This is a genomic window from Bradyrhizobium sp. MI1.10 (genome assembly GCF_055811035.1).
The window spans coordinates 49568-76010 of the sequence record NZ_JBVVPN010000006.1; the positions used below are offsets into that span (position 1 = coordinate 49568).

25 protein-coding genes are annotated in these 26443 nt (G+C 62.7%); 12 read left to right on the forward strand and 13 right to left on the reverse strand.

From position 1 onward, the window contains the following. The first annotated feature begins 122 nt into the window (after positions 1 to 122). Both AC0L3K_RS08435 and AC0L3K_RS08440 read left to right on the forward strand, forming a co-directional pair. Positions 123 to 1094 (forward strand): MBL fold metallo-hydrolase, encoded by a 972-nt coding sequence (locus AC0L3K_RS08435; RefSeq protein WP_007591519.1) that lies wholly within the window; start codon positions 123 to 125, stop codon positions 1092 to 1094. A gap of 192 nt (positions 1095 to 1286) precedes the next feature. After that, a complete protein-coding gene (locus AC0L3K_RS08440) occupies positions 1287 to 3107 on the forward strand; it encodes a peroxidase family protein (protein ID WP_219680296.1) in 1821 nt (606 codons plus the stop codon). A 30-nt stretch (positions 3108 to 3137) separates the two neighbouring features. Here the strand turns inward: AC0L3K_RS08440 and AC0L3K_RS08445 are convergent, their stop codons facing one another. Continuing rightward, a complete protein-coding gene (locus AC0L3K_RS08445; RefSeq protein ID WP_219680299.1) occupies positions 3138 to 3866 on the reverse strand; it encodes a haloacid dehalogenase type II in 729 nt (242 codons plus the stop codon). Positions 3867 to 4177: 311 nt separating this feature from the next. On the opposite strand from AC0L3K_RS08445, the gene AC0L3K_RS08450 reads away from it, so the two are divergent. From AC0L3K_RS08450 to AC0L3K_RS08460, 3 genes are all read left to right on the forward strand, one after another. After that, the gene (locus AC0L3K_RS08450; protein ID WP_473365754.1) at positions 4178 to 4453 is read left to right on the forward strand and encodes a hypothetical protein; all 276 of its coding nucleotides are present in this window, start codon (positions 4178 to 4180) and stop codon (positions 4451 to 4453) included. Positions 4454 to 4543: 90 nt separating this feature from the next. Beyond that, complete coding sequence (locus AC0L3K_RS08455; RefSeq protein ID WP_473365755.1) at positions 4544 to 4897, forward strand: hypothetical protein; 354 nt, start codon at positions 4544 to 4546, stop codon at positions 4895 to 4897. Between the two features lie 2 nt (positions 4898 to 4899). Beyond that, complete coding sequence (locus AC0L3K_RS08460; RefSeq protein ID WP_473365756.1) at positions 4900 to 5223, forward strand: hypothetical protein; 324 nt, start codon at positions 4900 to 4902, stop codon at positions 5221 to 5223. A 91-nt stretch (positions 5224 to 5314) separates the two neighbouring features. On the opposite strand, the gene glpX is transcribed toward AC0L3K_RS08460, so the two are convergent. The 4 genes from glpX to AC0L3K_RS08480 all read right to left on the reverse strand — a co-directional run bounded on the left by glpX (position 5315) and on the right by AC0L3K_RS08480 (position 9511). After that, positions 5315 to 6316 carry a class II fructose-bisphosphatase gene (gene glpX / locus AC0L3K_RS08465; RefSeq protein ID WP_007591522.1) on the reverse strand — a complete coding sequence of 334 codons (1002 nt, stop codon included), beginning with the start codon at positions 6314 to 6316 and terminating at the stop codon, positions 5315 to 5317. 138 nt (positions 6317 to 6454) lie between these two features. Then, on the reverse strand, positions 6455 to 7771 hold the full coding sequence (locus AC0L3K_RS08470; RefSeq protein ID WP_007591523.1) for a homoserine dehydrogenase: 1317 nt from the start codon (positions 7769 to 7771) through the stop codon (positions 6455 to 6457). Positions 7772 to 7800: 29 nt separating this feature from the next. After that, positions 7801 to 9021: an LL-diaminopimelate aminotransferase gene (locus AC0L3K_RS08475; RefSeq protein ID WP_018454429.1), complete on the reverse strand. Its 1221-nt coding sequence runs from the start codon at positions 9019 to 9021 to the stop codon at positions 7801 to 7803. A 214-nt stretch (positions 9022 to 9235) separates the two neighbouring features. After that, the gene (locus tag AC0L3K_RS08480; RefSeq protein ID WP_035992760.1) at positions 9236 to 9511 is read right to left on the reverse strand and encodes a hypothetical protein; all 276 of its coding nucleotides are present in this window, start codon (positions 9509 to 9511) and stop codon (positions 9236 to 9238) included. Between the two features lie 255 nt (positions 9512 to 9766). On the opposite strand from AC0L3K_RS08480, the gene AC0L3K_RS08485 reads away from it, so the two are divergent. Then, positions 9767 to 11575, forward strand: a complete 1809-nt coding sequence (locus AC0L3K_RS08485; RefSeq protein WP_376707485.1) for a PHA/PHB synthase family protein — start codon at positions 9767 to 9769, stop codon at positions 11573 to 11575. A 65-nt stretch (positions 11576 to 11640) separates the two neighbouring features. Then, entirely contained in the window at positions 11641 to 12039 is a 399-nt protein-coding gene (locus AC0L3K_RS08490) for an MAPEG family protein (RefSeq protein WP_007591527.1), read from the forward strand. A 22-nt stretch (positions 12040 to 12061) separates the two neighbouring features. Here the strand turns inward: AC0L3K_RS08490 and AC0L3K_RS08495 are convergent, their stop codons facing one another. From AC0L3K_RS08495 to AC0L3K_RS08520, 6 genes are all read right to left on the reverse strand, one after another. Beyond that, the gene (locus AC0L3K_RS08495; protein WP_007591528.1) at positions 12062 to 12649 is read right to left on the reverse strand and encodes a class I SAM-dependent methyltransferase; all 588 of its coding nucleotides are present in this window, start codon (positions 12647 to 12649) and stop codon (positions 12062 to 12064) included. Positions 12650 to 12663: 14 nt separating this feature from the next. Then, positions 12664 to 13710 carry an N-acetyl-gamma-glutamyl-phosphate reductase gene (argC, locus tag AC0L3K_RS08500; RefSeq protein ID WP_007591529.1) on the reverse strand — a complete coding sequence of 349 codons (1047 nt, stop codon included), beginning with the start codon at positions 13708 to 13710 and terminating at the stop codon, positions 12664 to 12666. A 99-nt stretch (positions 13711 to 13809) separates the two neighbouring features. After that, complete coding sequence (gene argC / locus AC0L3K_RS08505) at positions 13810 to 14808, reverse strand: N-acetyl-gamma-glutamyl-phosphate reductase (RefSeq protein ID WP_219680302.1); 999 nt, start codon at positions 14806 to 14808, stop codon at positions 13810 to 13812. Further along, positions 14805 to 15473 (reverse strand): FMN-binding negative transcriptional regulator, encoded by a 669-nt coding sequence (locus tag AC0L3K_RS08510; RefSeq protein ID WP_219680307.1) that lies wholly within the window; start codon positions 15471 to 15473, stop codon positions 14805 to 14807. Before AC0L3K_RS08510 ends, argC (AC0L3K_RS08505) begins: the two co-directional genes overlap by 4 nt. 294 nt (positions 15474 to 15767) lie before the next feature. Continuing rightward, positions 15768 to 18425, reverse strand: a complete 2658-nt coding sequence (locus AC0L3K_RS08515; protein WP_246648623.1) for a DUF3857 domain-containing protein — start codon at positions 18423 to 18425, stop codon at positions 15768 to 15770. A 118-nt stretch (positions 18426 to 18543) separates the two neighbouring features. Then, positions 18544 to 19074, reverse strand: a complete 531-nt coding sequence (locus tag AC0L3K_RS08520) for a DedA family protein (protein WP_354167694.1) — start codon at positions 19072 to 19074, stop codon at positions 18544 to 18546. Between the two features lie 273 nt (positions 19075 to 19347). Between AC0L3K_RS08520 and parE the strand changes: the two genes are divergently transcribed. The 4 genes from parE to AC0L3K_RS08540 all read left to right on the forward strand — a co-directional run bounded on the left by parE (position 19348) and on the right by AC0L3K_RS08540 (position 23853). Continuing rightward, a complete protein-coding gene (parE, locus tag AC0L3K_RS08525; protein WP_007591536.1) occupies positions 19348 to 21390 on the forward strand; it encodes a DNA topoisomerase IV subunit B in 2043 nt (680 codons plus the stop codon). 480 nt (positions 21391 to 21870) lie between these two features. Continuing rightward, on the forward strand, positions 21871 to 22653 hold the full coding sequence (locus AC0L3K_RS08530) for an outer membrane protein (RefSeq protein WP_007591537.1): 783 nt from the start codon (positions 21871 to 21873) through the stop codon (positions 22651 to 22653). 222 nt (positions 22654 to 22875) lie between these two features. Further along, a complete protein-coding gene (locus tag AC0L3K_RS08535) occupies positions 22876 to 23061 on the forward strand; it encodes a hypothetical protein (RefSeq protein ID WP_007591540.1) in 186 nt (61 codons plus the stop codon). 21 nt (positions 23062 to 23082) lie between these two features. Then, positions 23083 to 23853 carry an SDR family NAD(P)-dependent oxidoreductase gene (locus tag AC0L3K_RS08540; RefSeq protein WP_473365757.1) on the forward strand — a complete coding sequence of 257 codons (771 nt, stop codon included), beginning with the start codon at positions 23083 to 23085 and terminating at the stop codon, positions 23851 to 23853. A 109-nt stretch (positions 23854 to 23962) separates the two neighbouring features. Here the strand turns inward: AC0L3K_RS08540 and AC0L3K_RS08545 are convergent, their stop codons facing one another. Together AC0L3K_RS08545 and AC0L3K_RS08550 are read right to left on the reverse strand one after the other, a co-directional pair. Further along, on the reverse strand, positions 23963 to 24730 hold the full coding sequence (locus AC0L3K_RS08545) for an outer membrane protein (RefSeq protein ID WP_007591542.1): 768 nt from the start codon (positions 24728 to 24730) through the stop codon (positions 23963 to 23965). 179 nt (positions 24731 to 24909) lie between these two features. Then, positions 24910 to 26166, reverse strand: a complete 1257-nt coding sequence (locus AC0L3K_RS08550) for an FAD-dependent oxidoreductase (protein ID WP_219680310.1) — start codon at positions 26164 to 26166, stop codon at positions 24910 to 24912. Between the two features lie 119 nt (positions 26167 to 26285). Here AC0L3K_RS08550 and AC0L3K_RS08555 point away from each other — a divergent pair, with 119 nt between their 5' ends. Next, positions 26286 to 26420: a hypothetical protein gene (locus AC0L3K_RS08555; protein WP_473365758.1), complete on the forward strand. Its 135-nt coding sequence runs from the start codon at positions 26286 to 26288 to the stop codon at positions 26418 to 26420. Positions 26421 to 26443: the final 23 nt, after the last annotated feature.

Sequence of the window (26443 nt, forward strand, 5' to 3'; positions counted from 1 at the left end):
GACACAATCATTGATTGCATTCAGCCGTGCGGTCGGATCGTGCTGACGCGAGGCGATCGGCGCGGGCCGAATGTAACGCGCAAACAATTGCGCAAAACAAAAGACAAAAGCGGAGGAAACGCATGACAATCGATGTCTCACGTCGATCCTTGTTCGCTCTCGGGGCTGGCCTTGGTGCCAGCGCAATGCTCGGCAGCAGCGCGATGGCGCGCGCTCCCAAGCTCGGCACCCAGACGCCTTACTGGCACCGCTTCGTTCTCGGCGATGCCGAAGTCACCATCGTCTCCGACGGACCGCTGCCGCTCGGCGACCCCTCCGGGACCTTCACCGGCGTTCCCAAGGAAGAGGTGAAGAAGATGCTTGTCGACAATTTCCTGTCGCCGGACAATGTCGTGCTCGAACAGAACTCGCCGATCGTCAACACCGGCGACAAGCTCATTCTGTTCGATACCGGCATGGGCAGCTCGAAGATGTTCGGCGCCACCACCGGCCGGCAGCAGAAGAGCATGACCGAGGCAGGCATCAAGCCTGGGGACATCGATGCGGTGGTCTGCTCGCATGCGCATATCGACCACATCGGCGGCATCGTGGACGACGGCGGCAAGCCGCTGTTTCCGAACGCGCAGATCTACATCTCGCAGACCGATTTCGACTTCTGGACCGACGAAGGCAAGCTCGGCAGCGACGCCAAGGATTTCGTCGTTCACGCCCGCAAGAACCTGCTGCCGGTGCGCGACCGCATCGTGTTCTTCAAGGATGGCCAGGAATTCCTGCCCGGCGTTCAGGCGATCGCAGCGCCCGGTCACACCGTCGGCCATACCATCTTCATGGTCTCGTCGGCCGGCAAGTCCTTCGCCTTCATGGGCGACCTCTCGCACCATCCCGTTCTGCTGCTCGAGCGGCCGCGGATGGAATTCTCCTACGACACCGACCCGAAGCAGGCGGCCGAGTCGCGCGTCAAGCTGCTGACTATGCTTGCGGCGAACAAGACGCCCGTGATGTCCTATCACTTCGCCTGGCCGGGCTATGGCCATGTTGCCAAGGCCGGCGAAGGATTCCACTATTATCCCGAACCGATGCAGATGACGTTGTAATCGGCGGATCAGGTCCGGGTGGCGCACGCGCCGCCCGGGCCGTCCGAACGATCACCGCTGTCCGGCTGACCGGCAAGCAATTGCAATCCGCAATGTCTCCGGCGGCGTTGGCAGGCGGACATTTTGGTGTTATTGAACTACAGCTACTAATTGCAGATCGCATTTATTGACGTGAATTGTTTGGGAGCGTCAATGTCCCGCGAGAACGATGGTTTTGTCTTCCATCGTGACCGGCTCCAATGGGTCCCGGATGTTGTCTATCGGGCCGTCAACTTCTTTGTCACATGGGACAAACTGCCGACCCTGCTCGGAGCTGCCAATCTCTCGGCGTTCCGCGACCGGCTGCGTGAGCACAATCTGCACCATACCGGCTACGGCACGACATCGCCTCGCTGGAGCACGGGCAATGACCGCTGGCGTTCCGCCGACGGCTCGTTCAACAGCCTCGACCATCCGCGCATGGGGATGGCTGGCGCCCGGTTCGGACGCAATTTCGCGCTGCCCGAATGTGTACCGGGCAGCCTGGACGACCTGCTCGAACCCAGTCCGCGCTTGATCTCGGAGGAATTGCTGGCGCGCCGCGAATTCATTCCCGCGACCAGCCTCAATCTGCTGGCCGCCGCCTGGATCCAGTTCGAAACCCATAATTGGTTCAGCCATGGGTCCCCTAAGTCGGGAAACGAGTTCAAGATTCCGCTGAAGCCAAACGACGAATGGCCAGCGGATCAGCGGATCGACGGCTGCATGAAGATCCGTCGGACCGTTTGCGACGAGACGCCACGTGAACCATGGCTCGGCGCGACTCCCACGTTCCGCAACCTCAACTCGCACTGGTGGGACGCCGGACAGATCTACGGCAGCGACCGCGCGAGGCAGATGCAGATCCGTTCCGGGGCAGATGGGAAGATCGCTGTCGGCGATGATGGGATGCTTCCAGCCGATCCAGTCCATCCGGGCGCCGATCTCACCGGCTTCAATGACAATTGGTGGGTGGGGCTCAGCCTGCTGCACAACCTCTTTGCACGCGAGCACAATGTCATCTGCGACGGCTTGAAGACGCGGTATCCGACCTGGAACGACGAGGCGCTATTCCAGCATGCGCGCCTGATCAACGCAGCCCTGATCGCCAAGATCCACACCGTCGAATGGACGCCAGGCATCCTCGGCCATCCCGCACTGGACTTCAGCATGCACGCCAACTGGTCGGGGATCCCGTGCCGGGTGCTGCGCGCGGTGCTCGGCAAGGACAGCGAAGCCGCCTTTGGTATCATCGGCTCTCCGACGGATCAGCACAGCGCGCCGTACGCGATGACGGAGGAATTCACCGCCGTGTACCGCCTGCACCCGCTGATCCCCGAAAAGATGGATGTACGGCGGCTCGATAGCGCAGAGATTACCCCTAGCGATTTGGTCCATATGCAGGGCCCCGCCTCCCGCAAGTTCATGCAGACTCACGGCTTCGCCAACCTGCTCCACTCCTTCGGCACCGCTCATCCCGGCGCCATTCGCCTCCACAATTTTCCCAACTTCCTGCGCCAGTTCACGAAAGACGGCCAGCCGTTGCTGGACGTGGCCGCCATCGATATCATGCGCGATCGCGAGCGCGGCGTGCCGCGCTACAATCGGTTTCGCGAACTGGTCGGCAAGAAGCGGGTCAACACATTCGAGGAAATCACCAGCATCCCCGGCGCGGCCAGGAAGATGCGCGCGATCTACAAGGGCGACGTCGATCGCGTTGATCTGATGGTCGGACTATTGGCCGAGGACCTGCCGGATGGTTTTGGCTTCAGCGATACCGCCTTCCGCATTTTCATCCTGATGGCATCGCGGCGTCTCAAGAGCGACCGGTTCTTCACCGATGACTACCGGGCGGAAGTCTACACCAATTTCGGTCTGGACTGGATCCACAACAACGGAATGAAATCGGTGCTGCTGCGGCATGTGCCGCAACTCGGACCGGCGCTCGAGGGCGTCAACAACGCCTTCGCCCCGTGGAACGTGCTGCGAGGCTGAGCCTTGGCCCTCTGCAAAGTCGCAGCCACCTTAGCACCCGAGCTTGTCGGCGATTCCGCCAAAATCCCTGGCGACGATGTCCCAATTGCCGGTGGCCTCGAAATCGACCTTCTGGAGCGGACCGTATTCGGTCGGTCGCGCCACGAAAGCCGTCTTCAGCCCGTTCTTCTGCGCGGCAGCGAGATCGCCGTTGTGGGCGGCGACCATCATCACCTCTTCCGGCTTGAGGCCGAGCAGGCGCGCGGCGCCGAGATAGGTTTCGGGATCGGGCTTGTAGTGCTCGAACAGCTCGGCCGACATGATGAGGTCCCAGGGAAGCCCTGCGAACTTCGCCATGTTGGTGAGCAGCGCGACATTGCCGTTTGACAGCGGCGAGATCACGAATTTCGTCTTCAGCCGCGTCAGGCCCGCGACACTGTCGGGCCACGGATACAGGCGGTGCCAGCCCCTGGTGAGGTGATCGAGATCGGCTTCGGTCAGGCCTGGAATCGAAAATTGCGCGACCAGCTTTTCCAGCGAGCGGCGATGCAGATCATCGAGCATCACATAGCCGCGCTCGGGATGTTTGCGCACGTCATCCATCGAGGCCATGTACATGCCGCGCCAGCCGTCGACGAGTGCGGTCCAGTCGGCGGAGATGCCGCGGCCCTTCGCCCACCACATGAAGTCCGTGATCAGGCTGGTGCGCCAGTCGACGACTGTGCCGAACACGTCGAAGACGAGGGCTTTGACGGCGGAGAGATCGGATGTCGTGGTCATGTTTCGCTTCGCGGATTTTCCGCGCCCCGGCTGGCTTCGTCTCAGATGAAAGGCTTTAAAGCATGATCCTTTCCGTGCAACAATAGCGCTAGTCCCGCACATCAAACACGCGCAAGATGAACAAAGTGACGGGTCTCAACCAGTCGGGGTGCAGCGCATCTGTCATGACCACCATCCCTGTTGCATGTATATTGCTTGAGGATGCCCGCCTTCCGGACGAGGCATCTTTAATCGAGACGTTACGCGTTCGTCATCCTGGCTTGCGGTGGGACCGCAGCCCAGTCGCACCAAGTAACGATACCGACGGTCCGATGTTCATCCGCGTCGGCGATCATCTCATGACCATCCTCTTGATGCCCGCACCCATGCCCTACGATCAGCAGCTATGGCAGCGAGCCTCCTGGGTATGGCCGGAGGCTTTCCACGCCGCCGGCCGCCACCGCGCGCACCTCGTCGTCGGGACAATGGGCTCCGCCGAAGACAACTCAGAAACGAAAGCGCTTGGGTTCGCCGAGAGTGTGCGCCTTACGACTGCCTTTGTCGGCGCCGTGCTTGAAGCACTTCCCGGCTGTCTCGGCGTCGTCTAGCGCGGCAATGTGGGCCGCTCGCCCGAGATGTGGCTCGAGCAGTCACGCCGCTCGTTCGAGCCGTTTCCGGATCATCCGTTCGGATCGTGGATGGAAATCATTCCCTTCCGTTCCGGAGAGACCGTCGGAGCCTATACGGTCGGACTGTCCGCATTCATCGGACGCGAGATCGAATTTGAGGTGGACGGACTCGACCAACGCGGCGTCACGCTTCGTGTTGCCAACGCTTCGTCCTATTTGATTGCAAATGGCCTCGACAAAAACATCGAGAGCGGGACGGTGTACAAAGACGATGACGAGAACATCGGTCACGTTGCGGTGCTCCACCGCAACTCGCGCTTTCGGATCGGGCCGGTCATTTCGTTCTTTTCTCTTCAAGACCGAGCTGGAAGGCTCAAGACCAGATCATTCCGTCATCTCTCGCGCGAAATCACCCGCTTCTGATCATGCTGGGCAAGGTCGGGCTTTTCGATCCGGCGAAGTCAGAGAACCTGATAGAGCTGCGGCCAGATCACTACGTATCGGAAGCTCGCCTGGAAATCCTCGATGGCGGCGTATCGCAAGAGCTGTCCAAAATGCTCGCGACCGACGCCTATGCCGAGGCGGACACGAATGCGCGCCGCGCGCTCGCGAGCGGAGACATTGCGTCAGCGAGGGCTTTTTTGCTGCCTTGGGCTGAGGAAGTTGGTGAGCTCCAAAAAGCGCTCCAACTCGCTCTGACCTTGCGCGATGCGTTCTTGTTCATGCCGGCCGCGCCGCGCAGCCCTTAGTAGACAGGCGATGGATCATGTCCATCCTGGTGCTGTATGCGACGACGTCCGGCTAAATTCGCCGAACGAACGCAGGCGGACGTCGCTGACACTAGTCCAAATGGAACTTCGCCAGTTCGCGATGCTCGGCCTTGATGTAGCGCACGGTGCCGGTGACGGAACGCATCACCACCGTCTCGGTCTCGATCACGCCGTCCTTGCGGAATTTGACGCCTGACAGCAGCGAGCCCGTGGTGACGCCGGTGGCGGCAAACAGGCAGTCGCCGCGCGCCATGTCCTCGATGCCGTAGATCATCTTGGGATCGTTGACGCCCATCTTGGCGGCGCGTTCGCGCTTCTCTTCGGAGTCGAGGATGAGACGGCACTGCATCTGGCCGCCGATGCAGCGCAGCGCCACGGCCGCGAGCACGCCTTCCGGCGCGCCGCCGGTGCCGAGATACATGTCGACGCCGGTATTGTCGGGGTCGGCGCAGTGGATCACGCCGGCGACGTCGCCGTCGGTGATCAGGCGCACGGCGGCGCCGGTCGAGCGTACGCTCTCGATGATGCTGGCATGGCGCGGCCGGTCGAGCACGAGAACGGTGATGCCGTCAGGCTTGACGCCCTTGGCCTTGGCGAGGCGGTGGACGTTTTCGGCCGGTGTCGCATCGAGCTCGACGACGCCCTTGTCATAGCCGGGACCGATCGCGAGCTTCTGCATGTAGACGTCGGGCGCGTGCAGCAGCGTGCCGCCGTCGGCCATCGCCATGGTGGCGATCGAGCCCGGCATGTTCTTGGCGCACAGCGTGGTGCCTTCGAGCGGATCGACGGCGATGTCGACCTGCGGGCCGGCGTTCATGCCGACCTTCTCGCCGATGAAGAGCATCGGCGCCTCGTCGCGCTCACCCTCGCCAATGACGATGGTGCCCTCGATCGGGAGCTTGTTGAGCTCGCGCCGCATCGCGTCCACCGCGGCCTGGTCGGCCGCCTTCTCGTTGCCGTGCCCGCGCAGACGCGCCGAAGACACCGCCGCCCGCTCCGTCACACGCACGATCTCCAGCGTGAGAATGCGCTCGAGCAACGCTTGCGGCGGGACTGAAATATGGGTCGACATCGGCTCACTCCTTCGAAACAGTTTTGGACGGACATCTCCGTCGCATCAACTCGTAACACCCACAGTTCGTTCGAACCGTGTCTTATTCTTGGAGCATGACCTTTCCGGAAAACCGCTTCACACTTTTCCGGGTCATGCTCAGTTCTTCTCGATCCTGATGACCTGGGGTCGCCCACTGATCACCTTGTCCTTCTGCACGGCCGCGAGCGCGCGGCGCACGGCGTCCTCGTGCGTGGCATAGGTGATGAGGATGACGGGCACCGGGACCGCCTTGCCGTCTGCCGGCGCAGCGCCGCCATTGGGATGGCGCTGCACGATCGACTCGATCGAAATCTTCTGCTCCGCAAGCCGCGTCGCGATCGCAGCCGCGGTGCCCGGGAAATCGCGTGCCAGAAGTCGGATGTAGTAGCCGCCCTCATGGCGCTCCATCGGCGCCTTCTTGGTATCGCGCAGCTGCGAAATCGGCCGGCCGAACGGATTGGCGCGAATGCCGCGCGCGACGTCGGCGATGTCGGCCACGACGGCGGATGCGGTCGCAGCGCCGCCGGCACCGGGGCCGACCAGCGTGATCGGCGGGATGCCCTCGCCATCAATCGTGACCGCATTGGTGACACCCATCACCTGTGCGATCGACGAGGATTTCGGAACCATGGTCGGATGCACGCGCTGCTCGATGCCCTTGGCGGTGCGAACCGCGACGCCGAGGAGCTTGAGCCGGTAACCGAGATCGTCAGCGGCACGGAGATCTTCCGGCGCGATGGAGGAGATACCTTCGACATACACCGCGCTTTGAGCAACTTTCGTGCCGAAAGCGAGGCTGGCGAGAATGGCGAGCTTTTGCGCGGTATCGTGGCCGTCGACGTCGAAGGACGGATTGGCCTCGGCATAGCCGAGCCGTTGCGCGTCCTTCAGGCATTCGGCGAAGGACAGGCCCTCCTGCTCCATCCGGGTCAAGATGTAATTGCAGGTGCCGTTGAGGATGCCGTAGACCCGGTTGATGCCGGTTCCGGCAAGGCCTTCGCGTAACGTCTTGATGACAGGGATCGCAGCGCCGACGGCTGCCTCGAAATTCAGCGCGCCGCCGTGCTTTTCGGCGGCCTTTGCCAGCTTGAGGCCGTGCTTTGCCAGCAACGCCTTGTTGGCGGTGACGACGGATTTACCGGCAGCGAGCGCGGCCTCGACCGCCGACAAGGCGGGATCGCCGGAGCCCCCCATCAGCTCGACGAAGCAGTCGATGCCGGGATGCGTGGCGAGGGCAAGCGGATCCTTGACCCACTCGACGCCGCGCAGATCGACGCCGCGTTTCTTGGCCTTCGAGCGCGCGGTGACGGCGACGACGCGGATGCCGCGGCCGCTGCGGCCGGCAAGCACGCGCGCCTGCGTTTCAATCAGACGGACAACTTCGGCGCCCACGGTGCCGAGCCCCGCTATGCCCACTTTCAGGGGTGCAACCATGATGCCTTGGAAAACCTGCGGAAGAGAACTTAACGCCGAGTGGCGAGCGGAACGACGTTGTGCAACGTTTCGATGCCGCTTTCAAGGAAGCGGCGCACGCCGCGCGCGGCCTGCCTGATCCGTTGCTCGTTTTCCACCATGGCGATACGGACATATCCTTCACCATGCTCGCCGAAGCCGACGCCGGGCGAGACCGCGACACCGGATTTCTCCACCATCAGGGTCGCGAACTGCATGCTGCCGACGCTGCGGAAGGCTTCCGGCAGTGGCACCCAGGCGAACATCGACGCCTCCGGCGGCGGGATCTCCCAGCCGGCACGGCCGAACGATTCCACCAGCGCGTCGCGCCGCTTGCGGTAGGTGTCGCGCATCTCCTTGATGCAATCGTCCGGTCCGTTCAGCGCGGCGGTCGCTGCGACCTGGATCGGCGTGAACGCACCGTAGTCGAGATAGGATTTGACGCGGCCGAGTGCCGCAATCACGCGCTCGTTGCCGACCGCGAAGCCCATGCGCCAGCCAGCCATCGAATAGGTCTTCGACATCGAGGTGAACTCGACGGCGACGTCCATCGCGCCCGGCACCTGGAGCACCGAGGGCGGCGGGTTGCTTTCGTCGAAATAAACCTCGGCATAAGCGAGATCGGACAGGATCAGGATCTCGTGCTTCTTCGCGAACGCGACCAGGTCCTTGTAGAAGTCGAGGCTCGCAACATAGGCGGTCGGGTTCGAAGGATAGCAGACGACGAGCGCCAGCGGCTTCGGGATCGAATGCACGATCGCTCGCTCGACCGCCTCGAAGAATTGCGGCGTCGGCTCTGAGGGCACCGAGCGGATCACGCCGCCCGCCATCAAGAAGCCGAAGGCGTGAATCGGGTAGCTCGGATTGGGACAGAGGATGACGTCGCCGGGCGCGGTGATCGCCTGCGCCACGTTGGCAAACCCCTCCTTGGAGCCGAGCGTCGCCACCACCTGGGTGTCGGGATTGAGCTTCACGCCGAAACGGCGGGCGTAGTAGCCGGCCTGGGCCCGGCGCAGCCCGGGGATGCCGCGGGAGGCCGAGTAGCGGTCGGTGCGCGGCTTGCCCAGCGTCTCCTTCAGCTTCTCCAGCACATGCGCCGGCGCCGGCAGGTCCGGATTGCCCATGCCGAGGTCGATGATGTCGGCGCCGGCATTCCGCGCGGCTGCCTTGGCCCGGTTGACCTGTTCGAATACGTAAGGCGGAAGGCGGCGGATGCGGTAAAACTCTTCCATGGCTCTCTCGGCTCCGGGCAACCGGTCAGGACAGAATCGACAGGCCATAAAGACCAGGCGGAAGGCGCCCGCGTCCTTCGCGAAAATTACTCAAGATCAAATACTTAGAGCAATTATCGACGACGTTGACTGAAGTCGTTCGCCCTGACTCTCGGCTGAACTAAGGTCTTTTAGCACGGCGAGGCGGAGGCGCCAGCGATTACCTTGCAGGGCCCTATTTCGCGTCCTTGGTGGCGACCGCCTGACGGTCGCGCGCGGCAGCAAGCTCGGCCTCGATCTTGGCGCGTTGGTCCGGCGGGATGACCGCCTGATCGCGATCCGGAGGCAGATCGTGCACCGGCAGATAGCTCCCGGCCTCCCTGGGATGCGCTTGCGCATCGGAAGGCGTCATATCCGCAAGCTGACTCGAGCAGCCGCCTAGGGCGAGCGCCACCATCAGCAGCGCGCCACAGATCCGCCGCGACTTTTGCAGGTCCCTCAACGCCAACACTAGGGAAATCCCCACTTCGTCCCAAAGCACGGCCCCGGGCAACCTTACCCAAGCCCGCGCCCAAGCTCAAACCATTGCTGCCCAAATGGTGCGAGCGAGAAAATAGCCCAGATACCCACCAAGCCGAGCGGTGCGGCTCGATTGTGACGGAACCAAGAAAATTTGTCGCACTGCAACACATCTTCGCGAGTGTTTAACGCCAAACATGCGAGCTTCGCGGTGACGAATACGGAATGAATCGTTACTGTTCTGCTCATGAGTATGGCCACGATCGATACGCCCAAACCCGAGACGAAGTTCGATGCGGAAACCTTCGCGATGAATGTCGCGCGGGCGATGGAGAGCGGCGGCAAGGCGCTCGCCGCATACCTGAAGCCGCGCGAAAGCGGCGAGGTGCAGGATCGTCCGCCGGCCGAGCTAGCCGAGGTCGTCAAGACCTTCACCGCCGTCGCCGAATACTGGCTGTCGGATACGTCGCGGTCTTCCGCACTCCAGACCAAGCTCGCCAAGGACTATCTCGACCTCTGGGGCTCGGCGGCGCGCCGCATGGCCGGTCAGGACGCCCCGCCCGCGATCGCGCCCTCGCCGCGCGACAAGCGCTTTGCCGATCCGGAATGGAAGTCGAACCAGTTCTTCGATTTCGTGATGCAGCTTTATCTGCTCACGACCAAATTTGCGCAGGAGCTTGTGCGCGACGCCGAGGGGCTCGATCCGCAGACACGCCGCAAGGCCGAGTTCTACGTCCAGCAGCTCACCAACGCGATGTCGCCGTCCAACTTCGTGCTAACCAATCCGGAAGTGCTGCGCGCGACGGTGGCCAGCAGCGGCGAAAATCTCGCGCGCGGGCTGAAGATGCTGGCCGAGGACATCGCCGCCGGCAAGGGCACGCTGAAGATCCGTCAGTCCGATCCGGACAATCTCGTCGTCGGCGTGAACATGGCGACGACGCCCGGCAAGGTGATCTACCAGAACGAGATGATGCAGCTGATCCAGTATGCGCCGGCGACGGAGAACGTGCTGCGGACGCCGCTCCTGATCATCCCGCCCTGGATCAACAAGTTCTACATCCTCGACCTCAAGCCGGAGAAATCCTACATCAAGTGGTGCGTCGATCAGGGCATCACCGTGTTCGTGATCTCATGGGTCAATCCCGACAAGCGGCTCGGTGCCAAGAGCTGGGAAGACTACATGAAGGAAGGCCCGCTCACGGCGATGGACGTGATCGAGAAGGTCACCGGCGAGATGAAGGTGCACACCGCCGGCTATTGCGTCGGCGGCACCATGCTCGCGACCACGCTGGCCTGGCTCGCCGAGAAGCGCCGCCAGCGTGTGGCGTCCGCGACATTCTTCGCGGCACAGGTCGACTTCACCCATGCCGGTGATTTGCTCGTGTTCGTCGACGAGGAGCAGATCGCATCCCTCGAGCAGGACATGAAGGCGGCCGGCGTGCTCGAAGGCTCGAAGATGGCGATGGCCTTCAACATGCTGCGCTCCAACGATTTGATCTGGTCCTATGTCATCAGCAATTACCTCAAGGGCCAACAGCCGAGCGCGTTCGACCTGCTGCACTGGAATTCGGACGCGACGCGCATGACCGCGTCGAACCATTCGTACTATCTGCGCAATTGCTATCTTGAGAACCGGCTCTCGACCGGCACGTTGGTGCTGGACAACACCTTGCTCGATCTCTCCAAGGTCATGGTGCCGATCTACAATCTCGCAACCCGCGAGGACCATATCGCGCCGGCAGAATCGGTGCTGTACGGCTCCCAGTTCTTCGGCGGTCCGGTGAAATACGTATTGTCCGGCTCGGGCCACATCGCCGGCGTGGTCAATCCGCCCGCCTCGAACAAATACCAGTACTGGACCAACGACAACGTGAAGTCCGCCAATGTCGCCGAGTGGATGAAGGGCGCGGTCGAGCACAAGGGCTCGTGGTGGCCGGACTGGCGGCAATGGCTGGGCGCACTCGATCCCGAGGAAGTCCCGGCCCGCACGGTCGGCAGCGAGGCGTTTCCCCCGATCGAGGACGCGCCCGGCAGCTATGTCAGGGTTCGCGCATAGCAGAATCTTCCGCGCTTTCGTATAAGCTCCACGCCTGCGGCAGAAATTGATGAGGGGACCGGGTTATGACGCGTGAATTGTTCTGGCTGACACTGACGGTGGTCCTGACCGGAATCCTCTGGATTCCCTACACCATCAACCGCTGCCAGATTCGCGGCCTCGGTGGCGCGATGGCCAATCCCTCGCGCACCGACAAGCCGCAGTCGGAATGGGCGAACCGTCTGATGTTCGCGCATGACAATGCCGTCGAGAACCTCGTGCTGTTCGCGCCGCTGGTGCTGATCCTGAACGCGATCGACTATTCCTCGAAATGGACGGTGCTTGCTTGCGCCGTCTATTTCTGGTCCCGCGTCGCGCATCTGATCGTCTATGCGCTCGGGATCCCGGTGTTCCGCACATTGGCCTTCACCGTCGGCTTCATCGCGCAGGCCGTGCTGGCCGTCGCGATCTTCAAGGTGGTTTGAGATCAGGCCTTGTAGTCTGAAATCAGGCCTTGCGAACGACGAGATGCAGCATGTTCGCCGGCGTCTCGTCGAAGCTCTGGATCACGTTCCTGTCCGACGACAGCGTGATCCATGGACCTGCGCTGGCGTAGGTCGCCTCGAGCCATTCCGGCGACGCATAATTGTAATAGCGCCCGAGACTGTCCCGGCCATCGCCCTCGCCCATCTTGTAGCTGGCGTAGAACACGCCTGACGGCCTGAGCGCGCGACGAATCTGCGCCAGGATGCCGGCGAGTTCGTCGCGCGGTACGTGCAGGAGACAGGCGCTGGCCCAGACGCCGTCATAGGCCTCGTGCGCGTCAAGCTGGTCGAACCGCATCGCCTCGACGGCATGACCGAGCCGCTGCGACGCGATCTCGGCCATTTCAGGCGAGCCGTCGGTGGCGCGCACCGAAAAACCTTCGGCCAGCATCACCGCCGAATGATTGCCGGCGCCACAGCCGAGCTCGAGGATCGAGCCGCCGGACGGCAGCAGAGCGAGAAAGCCTCGCAGCCGCGTCGAGGGCGCCTTCGCCCAGTCCGCATAGGACCTGGCGTTGCTCCGATAGAATTGCAGAGTCCCTTGGTCCACGGCGGCCACTCCGATCAGGGAAACAGCGCGATCTGCTCCAGTCCAGCGGTCTCGGGAAATCCGAACATCAGGTTCATGTTCTGGATCGCCTGACCGGCCGAGCCCTTCACCAGATTATCAAGCACCGAAATCACGATGGCGCGGTTCTTGATCCGGTCGGCGATGACACCGATCTGGACATAGTTCGAGCCGCGTACGTTCTGGGTCTGCGGTAGCACGCCCTTCTTGACGACATGCACGAACGGCTCGTTCGCGTAGGCTTTCTCGAGGGCGGCCCGCAAATCGTCCGGCGTCGCGCCATTGAGCTTGACGTAGGACGTGCAGAGCTCGCCCCGCGACATCGGTATGAGATGCGGCGTGAAATTGACGGTCACGCTCGCGCCCGCCGCGACGCCGATCTCTTGTTCGATCTCCGGCGCATGCCGGTGCGTGCCGACCGAATACGGCGAAATCCCCTCGCCCGCCTCGCTGAATAGCGTGTTCTGTTTCAGGCCGCGTCCGGCGCCGGTGACGCCTGACTTGGCGTCGATCAGGATGTCATCGACGTCGATCAGATTTGCTTTCGCCAGCGGCACCAGCGCCAACAACGCTGCCGTCGGATAGCAGCCGGGACAGGCGACCAGCCGCGCCGCGGCAATCTTCTCCCGATAGAATTCGGTCAGGCCGTAAACGGCTTCGCCCTGCAACTCGAGTGCCTGATGTTCGTGGCCGTACCACTGCGCGTAGGTGTCCTTGTCGCGCAGCCGGAAATCGGCGGACATGTCGAGGACCTTGATCTTCGGGTTGGCCTTCAGCACGGCCGCGATGATCTGCTGCGTGGTGCCGTGCGGCAGCCCGCAGAACACCGCATCGAGCTTGCTCCAGTCGACCTCTTCCCATTCCACGAGTTGGGGCAAATCCAGCATGAAGAAATGCGGAAACACCTCGCCCATCGATTTGCCGGCGTGGGTGTTGGCGGTGAGCGCGACGATCTCGGCATTCGGATGCCGCGCCAACAGGCGCACCGCATCGGCCCCGGTGTAACCGGAGGCGCCGAGAATGCCGATCTTCTTCGAGCTCATCACGCGTTCCTTTCAGGCGTCACTGGATCGTCTTGCCGGGCCGAAAGTTGCAGCATCGCTTCGTCCGCCGGGCTGGCCTCGCGAGCAACGCTCGATCGGCTACTCGTCGGCAAGGCCCAACATCAGTCGCATGTTCTGCACGGCCGCGCCGGAGGCGCCCTTGCCGAGATTGTCGAGCCGGGCGACCAGCACCGCCTGGTGATGTTTGTCGCTGGCGAAGACGTAGAGCTCGAGCATATTGGTCTCGTTGAGCGCTTCCGGCTCAAGCTTGCCGCCCTTGGTCGCTTCGTTCTGAAGCGGCATCGCCGAGACGTATTTCGAGCCGGCGTAACGCTTTGCCAGCGCGGCGTGGAGATCGGCGCCGCTGGGCTTGCCGGGCAGCGTGTCGAGCTGGAGCGGCACCGAGACCAGCATGCCCTGCCGGAAATTGCCGACGGAAGGGATGAAGATCGGCCGCCGGGTCAGGTTCGAATAGAGCTGCATCTCCGGCAGATGCTTGTGTTCGAAGCCGAGGCCGTAGAGTTCGAAGGACGGCGCGCTGCCGTCCTCGAAAGTCGCGATCATCGACTTGCCGCCGCCGGAATAGCCGCTCACGGCATTGACGGTGACGGGATAGTCCGCAGGCAGCAGGCCGGCATCGACGATCGGTCGCAGCAGCGCGATCGCGCCGGTCGGATAGCAGCCGGGATTGGAGACCTTCTTCGCAGCCTTGATCTTGCCAGCCTGATCCGGCGTCAGTTCCGGAAAGCCATAGGCCCAGTCGGGCGCGACCCGGTACGCGGTCGAGGCATCCAGCACCTTCGGCCCCGACGGCCCCATGCTGTCGATCAGCGCAACCGTTTCCCTGGCAGCATCGTCCGGCAGGCAGAGGATGACGAGGTCGACCTCCTCCATCAGCGCCTTCTTGGCGGCGGGATCCTTGCGCTTGTCCTCGGCGATGGTCTTCACGACCACGTCGTCCTGGAGCTTCAGCCGCTCGTTGATGCCGAGCCCGGTGGTGCCGGAGCCGCCGTCGACGAAGACGGTGGCGGGCTTCGTCGCAGCGCCGGCCTTGGGGGCGTTTTTGGTGTCAACGAGGCTGGCTTCAGAAAAGGTCATGGCGCGCTCCTTTCGAGCATGTTGGTTTCGGGTGCGAAGGCCTCCGGCCTCACGTCCTGCATCAGTTGCGAGATTTCCCTGGCGTCGGCACCGGCTTGCGCGCCGAGCGCATTGGCGATCGCCGTATAGTCGGCGTCGGACTTGTGCTGGTTGAGCTTGAAGCTGCCTTCGACCTCTTCAACCGCCATGACCAGCCCTACGATTCCCTTCTTCAACGCTTCCAGCCTGCCGGCCGTCATCTTGCCCGACGTCCATGGCGTCTTCGGCAACAGCCAGTTTTCGAACTTCTCGCTGAGCGTGTCGATCTGCACCGCCAGCTCGTCATCCGACAGAAGCCGCACCGGCCCGCTGAGATGCACCGACTGGTACAGCCAGGTCGGCACCTGATCCGGCGAGACGTACCAGTCCGGCGACACGTAGGCATCGGGGCCGTTGACCGCGAGCAGCCAGGAGCTCGTCCCGTCCGCAAGCTTTAGCAGCGGATTGTGACGGGCGACATGAAAGGCAGCCTGCGGGGTGCCGTCCGCGGCATAGGTCAGATAGAACGGAATTGGCGAGGCGACCGGCTTGTGGCCGTCGAAGGCGCACACGGTGCCGAAGCCGCGCGTGTCGGCAAATTTCAGGCTCGCGGCGCGGTCTTGCTTGAAAAAGGGTGGCGTGTACATCGTTGTCTCCTGCTGGGCCTCCTTGGGGGCCGCCGGATCAGATCGCGCTGACAGGAGAGAGAATGCCGCGGATCGGATCCAGCGGCAAAGACGATGATCTCAAACGCGATCGACCGCCCAAACCGCTAAAGAGCGGCGGCGGCGGGCGAACAAAATGGTCGCGGCGCTGATCATGGCGGGCGGCTATAAGGCCAGATCGGCGAGCCGTCAAGGTATTGGAACCGGTCATTCCGGGCTGCCGTAGCCAAGAGAGGGGGCCGGTGCGCTCGATCGGCTGGCCTGCACTCGCCGTCGCTACCACCTGGCCATGCCGAGCCGGCTGAAGAGAATCTCCCAAAAGGAACCTGCGCGGGTTAGCTCGTATAAATGGGCGCTTGCCTGGCCGTTTCCAAGATTGGACGCCTTGCTGTACCACTTGATCGCCTGCCGGGTGTCCTTGGACACGCCCGTGCCGCTCTCATACGCCCACCCCAGATTGTATTGGGCCAACCCGTCGTTCTGATCAGCGGCCTTGCGCAGCAAGGATATACCCTTGGCGAGATCCTGCGGCACGCCTTCGCCTTTGATGTGCAAGAGGCCCAGACGTGTTTGCGCGAACGTCAAGCCCTGGTCAGCCGCCTTCGAAAACAGATCGAAAGCCAAAGAGAAGTCTTGGGGAACGCCGCGTCCGTCCCAGTACATAGCTGCAAGTCGGGATTGGCTAAAAGCGTTCCCCTGATCCGCCGCCTTGGCGTACCAGTCGGCCGCCTGCTTCTCGTCGCGAGCTGTACCCAGGCCCATCTCATAGACGTACGCAAGATTCTCCTGGCCGTAGGCATCGCCCTGTTCGGCAGACAGGCGAAACCATTTGATGGCCTCCGCGCTATTGCGCTTAGTCCCACTTCCGTTCCGGTACATCGCTCCCAGATAGAATTGCGCACGTGCGCTTCCGATTTCAGCCAGCGGCTTCAAGCGCTCCATCGCGCGTTCAAAATCATGCGCAAGATATGCGCTCACGCCGTCCTTGAAGTCGGCGCTGACGTCGATGACCGAGGATCCGCCTTTCGAGGTCACGCCGATCAGCCCGTACTTGAACTCGTCAAGCTTATCGAACCCTTTCTCGATTGCCGGAGCAAACTCTGCCGGACAGACCGGCGCATCGAGTGTAAGGCGAAGAACTGCGTTGGAACGAATGGTTCGGCCATCGAGGTCAATGGTACCACTTACGTCAATCCGGCCGTGAACGTCTCCGTAGCCTGTCCTGCCCTCGAAAGTCGCCGAATAGACGACCGGCGCCGGTTTTTCGTAGAAGAAAGTGTTTTCGGGAATCGTGAGCGAAGCGGCCTCGCGGTATTCCATCGGCCGACAAACAAACGGCCGCCCGCTCGCCTGGCGCGCAACCAACCGCAAGAGCGATTGCCTTGGATCCGTCAAAGGCAACATCCTGACGCGCGTGGGCCGATCAACTTCGAGGGCTTTGCTGATCTGAAATGTTGACGTGATGGCGTAGTTGTCCGTCAGCTCGCGCGGATTGGGGTAAGTATAATCACCGGTGCCGGTCAGGCCGGCCTGCTCGATCAGCCGGCTGGCGGCCATCCGCCGATCCGCATCATCCAAGCCCTGCGCGACCACGCGTCCTAATTGTGCACCGACGCCTGTCCCGGACAGGATCGACCGGACCTCGCGCTTCCCGTCCTTGCCAAGGACGTAGTCCGTTTCCGCGGCCAGCCGGAAGCGCGCCGGCTCGGTCATGGGGATGCGGCCCAAGGCACCTCTGTCGATGTTGAGGACCGGCTTGCCCGCAAGCTCCGGCGGCAGCGATCCGAAGGCAAAGAGAGAGGCTGTCGGATCGAGGTACTGGTCAATCTCCGGGACGTAAGCGATCGCGTGGTCAAAATTTGGCGTCGCCACTTCGGTGAGCGTGTACCTTGCGTCCGAGTTCACCGCGACCAGATTGGCTTCTATGCCCTGGGCGGCGAGCAGCGCCTTGAACAGTGTCGCATGCGCCTTGCAGTCGCCATAGCGCGACGCAAGCACGGCCGAGGCGGGCTGAGACGTCCAGCCGCCGTCCTCGAGGCCAATGCCGACGTAGCGGATATTACGGGCCACCCAATTGTAGATGCGCTCGATCTTCGCGCGTGCGCCGATGGCGTCGCCGACGATCTCCTGCGAAAGTCGTGTAATCCTCTCATCCGGTCGCGCCATGGGGGCGTTGCGGGAGTTCAGCGTCGCCGCGAAAGCGGAATAGTCAGCAAACGTGCTCACCTCGAAACGCTCTGCACCCGCGAGAGTCTCCTCGTCGATCTGCCGGGGTCTCGGCGCGTCTTGCCGGAAACGCACCCGATGGATGATCCGATCGTTCACTCTCTCTTCATGGTGCTCGACGTTGCGCAATGCTATCCGCAGCGGCCTGGATGCCGGTCCGTCAACGGTCACTTCGAGTAACTCGGGTGGCTGGTTAGCCGGCTCGCTCCAAAAGCGCGCAAACTCACCCGGAAATCTCGGCTGCTTGGCCTTGTAGACCAGACGCCCGCGGATGCTGTCGCCGGGAGCAACATGCGGAAAGGCGATGATCCTGTCGCGCACCTCGTCGAAATAGGGCGATGAGGAATCTGTCGATGCCGGTTGATCGCGAATGGCGCGCTGATCCACCGCGACCACGCCGCCGTCTGCCTTGAGAGTGGCAAGCTCGATTGACGTCAAATCGTCAAAATAGCTGTTGTATTGAAAACGTTGCTGCGCGATGGCTGCTGCGCCCTTCTCGTCGAGCGCCTTGATTTCGAACTCGAAGACCTCGGTGCTGAGCCCGTTCTCATCGAAGCTAACGGCATCGCGGGCCACCGTTCGGCGCCAGCCCGGGTCGATCCAGCCGGGTCTACCGTCGCTATCCGGTGACTCGGCGGCACGCAATTTCATGCACGGCGACGAGAGCAGCAATGCTGCCAGAAAAGCTGAACAAATTCGTACGATCATATGCTGAGCGCTCGGCCCTCAGGTCGGCAGCTCAACTAGCAGGTGAAAATTACCAGCCGCACTCTCGGAAAGAACAACTTTTAAGTTTCTCCACGACCCTTCCAATCCGTGCGTCTTGTCACACCACCCGCCAGAGCCATTCCATGATCTTGGCGATCACGTCGCCGAACAGCAGCAGCGCCGCCGACCAGATCAGCGCCGAGACGAAATTGGCGGCCTGGAAGCTCCAATAGGGCATCTCGAAAATGCCGGCTGCAAGCGGCACGGAGGCACGCAAGGGGCCGAAGAAGCGGCCGATGAAGATGCTCGGCACGCCCCAGCTGCGCACGAAGGCCTCACCCTTGGGCAGGAGTTCCGGGTAACGCGAGAGCGGCCACATCTGGGCGACCTTCTCCTTGTAGCGATAGCCGAACCAATAGGAGACCCAGTCGCCCAGCGCCGCGCCGACGCCGCCGGCGATCCAGACCGGATAGAAGCTGATGCCACTCGCGCCGATCAGCGCGCCGATCGCGACCAACGCGCCCCAGGCCGGGATCAGCAGCGAGATGAACGCGAGCGACTCCCCGAAAGCGAGCAGGAACACGATGGGAGCTGCCCACGTCTGATGAGCGCGCACGAAATCGGCCAGCGCGTGCGCAAACTGCTCCATTCAAAATAGCCTTTCCGCCCTGCCCGAAGGTGCTGCTCGATGAAAAGGACTGGTAAGCCAAGGACTTGTGTGACATCAAGTCACAAAGTCAGGTCCAGACCGGACCGGACCGTCACATTGCCGGGAACTGGTGGGGCTGCGGCGTAAAATTGCCGGGATTGGCTCCCAACCACACCGCCCGGCCCGCCCTGCGATAACCTTTCAAGGTCAGAAGTGGCATAGTCGGCCCAACCGATTCGCCGCTCATGCGGCCCTCAAAGCGCATAAAGATATATGTCCAAGCAGTTGAAGCCCAAAGCAAAAGACGATTTTTTCGGCGGCGATGAGCCGAAGCCCCGCGCAGCCAAGGCCGCCCCGCGCGCGGGCGGCGCCGAGGCCGACTACACGGCAGCCGACATCGAGGTCCTCGAAGGTCTGGAACCGGTGCGCCGCCGGCCCGGCATGTATATCGGCGGCACCGACGAGAAGGCGCTGCATCACCTCTTCGCCGAAGTTATCGACAACTCGATGGACGAGGCGCTGGCGGGGCACGCGACCTTCATCGGAGTCGAGTTGAGCGCGGACGGCTTTTTGACCGTCACAGACAACGGCCGCGGCATCCCGGTCGATCCGCATCCAAAATTTCCGAAGAAGTCGGCGCTCGAAGTCATCATGTGCACGCTGCACTCGGGCGGCAAGTTCGACTCCAAGGTCTACGAGACCTCGGGCGGCCTGCACGGCGTCGGCATCTCCGTGGTGAACGCCCTCTCCTCGCTGCTCGAGGTCGAGGTCGCGCGCAGCCAGAAACTGTATCGCATGACGTTCGAGCGCGGGCACCCGAAGGGCAAGCTCGAGGATCTCGGCAAGATCAACAACCGCCGCGGAACCCGCGTGCGCTTCAAGCCGGACACCGACATCTTCGGTGCCAAGGCCGCGTTCAAGCCGCAGCGCCTGTTCAAGATGACGCGTTCGAAGGCGTATCTGTTCGGCGGCGTCGAGATCCGCTGGAATTGTGCGCCCGAACTGCTCAAGGGCGTCGACGACGTGCCGGCGGAAGCGACGTTCCACTTTCCCGGTGGCCTCAAGGACTATCTGGCGGCGGCGATCCATGCCGACACGCTGGTGCATCCCGACATCTTCTCCGGCAAGTCGGGCCGCAACGGCGCGCATGGCGCCTGCGAATGGGCGGTGGCCTGGACCGCGGATGCCGACGGCTTCCTCTCCTCCTACACCAACACCGTGCCGACGCCTGACGGCGGCACGCACGAATCCGGCCTGCGCAGCGCGCTGCTGCGCGGCCTCAAGGACCACGCCGAACGCGTCGGCCAGGGCAAGCGCGCGTCGTCCATTACGTCTGAAGACGTGATGGTGGGTGCAGCCGTGATGCTCTCGGTGTTCGTGCGCGAGCCTGAATTCCAGGGCCAGACCAAGGACCGCCTTGCCACGGCCGAAGCGCAGCGCATCGTCGAACAGGCGATGAAGGATCCGTTCGACCATTGGCTGTCGGGCAATCCGAACCAGGCCAACAGGCTGCTCGACTTCGTGGTCGACCGCGCCGAGGAGCGGCTGCGCCGCCGGCAAGAGAAGGAGACCGCGCGCAAGACCGCCGGCAAGAAGCTGCGTCTGCCCGGGAAGCTCGCCGATTGCAGCGATGCCGGTCTGGACGGCTCGGAACTCTTCATCGTCGAGGGAGACTCGGCCGGTGGCAGCGCCAAGCAGGCGCGCGACCGCAAGACCCAGGCTGTGCTGCCGCTGCGCGGCAAGATCCTCAACGTCGCGTCCGCCGGCAAGGACAAGCTGACGGCAAACACGCAGCTCGCCGACCTCGTGCAGGCGATCGGCTGCGGGATGCTCGCGCAGTATCGCGAAGAGGATTTGCGCTACCAGCGCATCATCATCATGACGGACGCCGATGTCGACGGTGCCCACATCGCTTCGCTGCTGATCACCTTCTTCTATCGGCAGATGCCGCGGCTGATCGACGAAGGCCACCTCTTCCTCGCCGTGCCGCCGCTCTACAAGCTGACCAACGGCACGAAGTCGGTCTACGCCCGCGATGACGCGCACAAGGCGGCGCTGATCAAGAGCGAGTTCAACGCCAACGCCAAGGTCGAGGTCAATCGCTTCAAAGGCCTCGGCGAAATGATGCCGGCGCAGCTCAAGGAAACCACCATGGATCCGGCCAAGCGGACCATGCTGAAAGTGGTTCTGCTCGCCGACGACCGCGACACCACGGCGGATTCGGTGGAGCGCTTGATGGGCACCAAGGCCGAAGCGCGCTTCGCGTTCATCTCGGACAAGGCCGAATTCGCCAATGACGATTTGCTGGACGTCTGATCCGCAAGCGCTACCCGGTCGTATCCCATCCAGAGCCCCGGCATGAAGCCCGGGGCTCTTTTGTTTTTGGGGACGACAACCGCTCTTTCCCGCCGATCCTGCCCGCCGATCCTGCCCGACCATCCTGCCAACAGTCCGCCTCGATTTCGGTGATTCCCTGCCTCGTCGCATCGCGACTCGGCCAACGACTCACCCAGTCAGGCTGATGCAGGATTGCCTCCGTTTCGGACAAAGCCGGATTCACTAACGAGAAGTTACCAAGATACAAATCGCAAAATTCGGCGTATCACTTTGATAATGCAGGATTATTGTATACTTCGACAGCGACACTCGGAATCCTTGCCGTGCGGCGTTTCCCGGCAACTGTGCCTGCTCTGCAACAGCATTTCGGAGAGAAGCAGGTATAGTCCGGGACATCAGATGACACGGACTTCAGTGCGCTCGCGCCTGCCAGACAGACCAAAGCTTGGGGATTTTAAGATGAAGAAGATTTTGCTCGCACTGACCGCGGTTGCCGCGATGACCGGTTCGGCCTCGGCCGCTGACCTTGGCGCCCGTCCCTACGTGAAGGCCCCGATGGCAGCGCCTGTCGCCAGCTGGACCGGCTTCTATCTCTTCGGCGGCGCCGGCGGCGGCCTCTCGGCCGCTGACCAGCGCGTGCAGACCACGGTCGGCGCAGTTCCCCTGACGATCGATCAGCGCCAGGGTGGCTCGGGCTGGTTCGGCACCGTCGGTCTCGGCTACGACTGGCAGTTCAGCGGCACCTGGGTCGCCGGCGTATTCGCTGACGGTCAGTTCGGCAGCATCCGTGCTACCATCCAGGATCCGATCGCTGGCATCACTGGCAACCAGAAGCTGGAAGATTCCTGGGCCGCTGGTGTCCGCCTCGGCTGGCTGGTCGCTCCGAACGTTCTCTCCTACGTCAACGGCGGTTACTCGGGCGCTCACTTCGGCCAGACCAACTTCATGACCCTGGCCGGCGTGCCCGCCGGTATCCATCTCAACAGCTACAACCGCAATGGCTGGTTCGTCGGCGGCGGCGTCGAGAACAACCTGAACATCTTCGGCATCCAGTCGCCCGGCTGGTTCATGAAGACCGAATATCGCTCGGCCTTCTACAACGCCAAGACCCAGAACGAACTGTTCGATGCTGGCAACGTCCTTGTGGGCCGCGACATCCGCGCCAACACCTGGAACCAGACGATCTCGACTTCGCTGGTCTACCGCTTCAACTGGACCGGTCCGGTCGTCGCGAAGTACTGATCTGATCTGACCTAATCTTCAGACGTCAAAGCCCCGGCATCGCCGGGGCTTTTTCGTTGTACGGTGCTTCAGCGGACCTTGCGTGGACATGCATTCACCCTGCGGCCTGCATCAGCAGCCATTGTATCCCGACCACGGCTACGGCTAGTCTCCCGGCAAGTTTTCGGGCCGCGGCTATCGTCATGCTGCGGCACGACAGAGCGGACCAATGGGGAGGAATGCATGCGCAGATTTCTGCTTGTAGCAGGCCTGTTTGCCCTTGCCGTCGGGCTGCTCTGGATCGGGCAGGGCACGGGCACCGTCGCGTGGCCGCGATCGAGCTTCATGGTCAACCAGTTGCAATGGGCCGGCTATGGCGCAGCCATGGCCGGCTTCGGGCTGGTGCTGATCTGGCAGAGCAACCAATAAAAGAAACCAGGGAATAGCAGCATGACATCCAGTCGGTTCGATCTCCGCGGCAAGGTCGCGATCGTCACGGGAGGCAATGGCGGCATCGGGCTCGGCATGGCCCGTGGCCTCGCCGACGCCGGCGCCAACATCGCCGTGGTCGGACGCAACGAAGCCAAATCTACCGCCGCCGTTGCCGATCTCAGTCAACGCGGCGTGAAGGCGATCAGTGTTCCCACCGACGTCACCGACAAGGCGGCCATCGCCGCGATGGTCGAGCGTGTCGTCGGGGACCTCGGCCGCATCGACATCCTCATCAACAATGCCGGCATGAGCATCCGCAAGCCGCCGCACGAGCTCGAGCTCGACGAGTGGAATACGGTGATCAACACCAACCTCACCAGCGCCTTCCTGTGCTCGAAGCTGGCCTATCCGGCGCTGAAGGCGTCCGGCAACGGCAAGGTGATCAACATCGGCTCGATGATGTCGATCTTCGGCGCGAGCTTCGCGACGGCCTACGCGGCGAGCAAGGGCGGCATCGTTCAGTACACGCGCGCCTGCGCCAACGCATGGGCGCCCGACAACATCCAGGTCAATGCCATCCTGCCGGGCTGGATCGACACTGACCTGACCCGCGGTGCGCGGCAGCAGGTATCGGGATTGCACGAGCGGGTGCTGGCACGCACGCCTGCGGGGCGGTGGGGCGACATCGACGATTTCGCCGGCATTACCGTGTTCCTTGCCTCGTCCGCCTCTAACTTCGTCACCGGCACCGCGATGCCCGTCGATGGCGGGTTCTCGGTGATGGCGTAGATCGTACGCGATAAACCTGCACACAAAAAAGAAGCCCCGGACAATGCCGGGGCTTTTGAATTTGGGTAGTGATCGTCTTTTATGGCTGCTTGGTCGTTCGTTGACCCACTCAGTAGCGGGCGATGACTGGCGCGTCGAACTTGTAGCTGGCGCGCACGACGGCCCACTGGATGTCGCGCGGCTTGGCATCGAAGCTGTAGTTGCCCGACGTGCCGCCAAGTTGATAGGTCTGGCTGGCGAAGGCTGCGTAGTTGTATTCGAGGCCGACGATCCAGTTGCGGGTGATGCCGTATTCCCAGCCGGCACCGACGGTCCAGCCGTTGGCCCAATGGGTTTGACCGCCGGAACCGGTGGCCGGACCGACCGTATCGGTGACCGACAGACGGTTGTTCACGCCGGCATAGCCGCCTTTGATGTAGAACAGGTTGTTCTGCACGGCGAAGCCCGCGCGACCGACGACGGTGGCAAGCACATTGGCGCGCCAATCAAAGACGTTGCCGCCCGGAGCAAATGCCGTGTTCACGACCGTGCCCTTGTTGTCGAGGCCGGAGATCGTGCCTTCCATACCGAAGACGTAGTTGTTGGCCTGCCAGTTGTAGCCGATCTGGGCGCCGCCCATGATGCCGGCGCTGCGCTGACGGTAGCCCTGCCCCAGGGTCAGATCGCCGAACGGCGCGCCGGTCCCGTTGTTGATGAACTGCTCGTTGGTCCATGCGCCGCCGATGTGGCCGCCGACATAGAAGCCGGTCCAGTTGAACATCGACTCCATATAGGCCGGCGCCTTCGTGTAGCGCGCGCCGAGATCGGCGGCGGAAGCGGCGCCCGTCGAAACCAGAGCGGTCGTGCAGGCGAAGGCGGCAATCAACTTGGTACGCATGGTACACCCCGTGTCCTTTGATGGGTGCACGCTCACACGCAGGTCTTACTCAAATTTGAATCAAGACAGTTAAGACGCCGGATTGGCAAGCAGCGCGCCTTCAATCCATCTGAACTGTTGTACGCAGGCAACGCCCTGAGCGCGATTTAACGCCGCGTTATCCCTACCGGGTCCTTGCGCTACCGTGCCGCCGCAGCCTTCGACTGCACGTGCTCGGGCCGGACGCCAAGCGCGATCAGGCGCGCCGGAATGCCCTGGAGCCACGGCAGCGCGGTGATCAGGCGCACGATGAGCGGCACTTTCAACGGCCGGTCGCCGCCTCGCAAGGCGCCGCTGATGATGTTGTTCTGCACGATCATCTGCATTCGCTGCGTCATCTTCACCGGGAATTCGCGGCGACGGCGCACGGCGTCGAGCTCGTTCTCCGACGGACAGCCGTGCTGCAGCTTGTCCGCCAGCAAATTTGCGGTCGCGACCGCATCCTGCACGGCGATATTGACGCCGACGCCGCCGACCGGCGACATCGCATGGGCGGCGTCGCCGATGAGAAGCAGGCCCGGCTGCGTCCAGCGCTTCAGGCGGTTGATCGCAACGGTCAGCAGCTTGAAATCGTCGAAGCTCTTCACGTCGGCAATGCCGTTCTTCAGGATCGGCGCCATGCGGACGACCTCGTCAAGCAGCGCCTGCAATCCCCTCGCCTTCACCGCGTCATATTGTCCCTTGGCGATGACATAGGCGCACTGCCAATAGTCGCCGCGGTCGAAGGTGATCATCATCTTGCCGGGCTCGACGCGCGCGAACACGTTCTCGGTCTCGTTCGCCTTGCGGCCGACCCGAAACCACAGCACGTCCATTGGCGCGCCGATCTCCTCGACCTCGAGGCCGGAATGCTCTCGCACGGTCGAATGCCGGCCGTCACAGGCGATGGTGAGATCGGCTTCGATGTCCACGATGCCATCAGGCGTATTCGCCCGCACGCCGGCGATGGTCTCGCCGCGGCGGATCAGATCGACGGCCTCCGTGTTCATCATCACCTTCAGCGAGGCGAAGCGCTGGCCGGCCTCGCGCAGGAAGTTCAGGAAATCCCATTGCGGCATGAAGGCGATGAAGGGGTACTTGGTGCGGAGGCGGCTGAGATCGGCGATGCGAACGGGGGTACCGCCGAACAGGCCGTCCATCTTCTGCAAGCGCTGATGCGGCAGCTTCAGAAATCCGTCGATCAGGCCGAGCTCGTCCATCACCTGGAGTGTCGAGGGATGCACGGTGTCGCCGCGGAAGTCGCGGAAGAAATCCGCATGCTTCTCCAGAACCACGACATCGATGCCGGCGCGCCCGAGGAGATAGCCGAGCATCATGCCGGCCGGTCCGCCGCCGACGATGCAGCACCGCACTTTCAACGAAGAGCCCTGGGGATGCTGCGAGGTATCGGGTTTCACGGCCGGGCCCTCATTTACGGGTCAAGGTTTCTGTGCAGTGCAACAAGCAAGATTCATTTGCCGCGATTGTGAATGGCCGTTAGCCTCGCCGCCAATTCCGACTCATTCAGGAAATTGCAGTGCAGACAATCCTCATACTGCTCGGCGTCTGGATCCTGATCAACGTACTTTTCGTCTTGATCATGATCGCACCGCGCAGGCCGCCGCTTGCGCCGGCGCGCATCGAACAGAACGGTTATCCGTACGAGGAGTAGGAGAAGTTCCTGCTGCGCCGCGT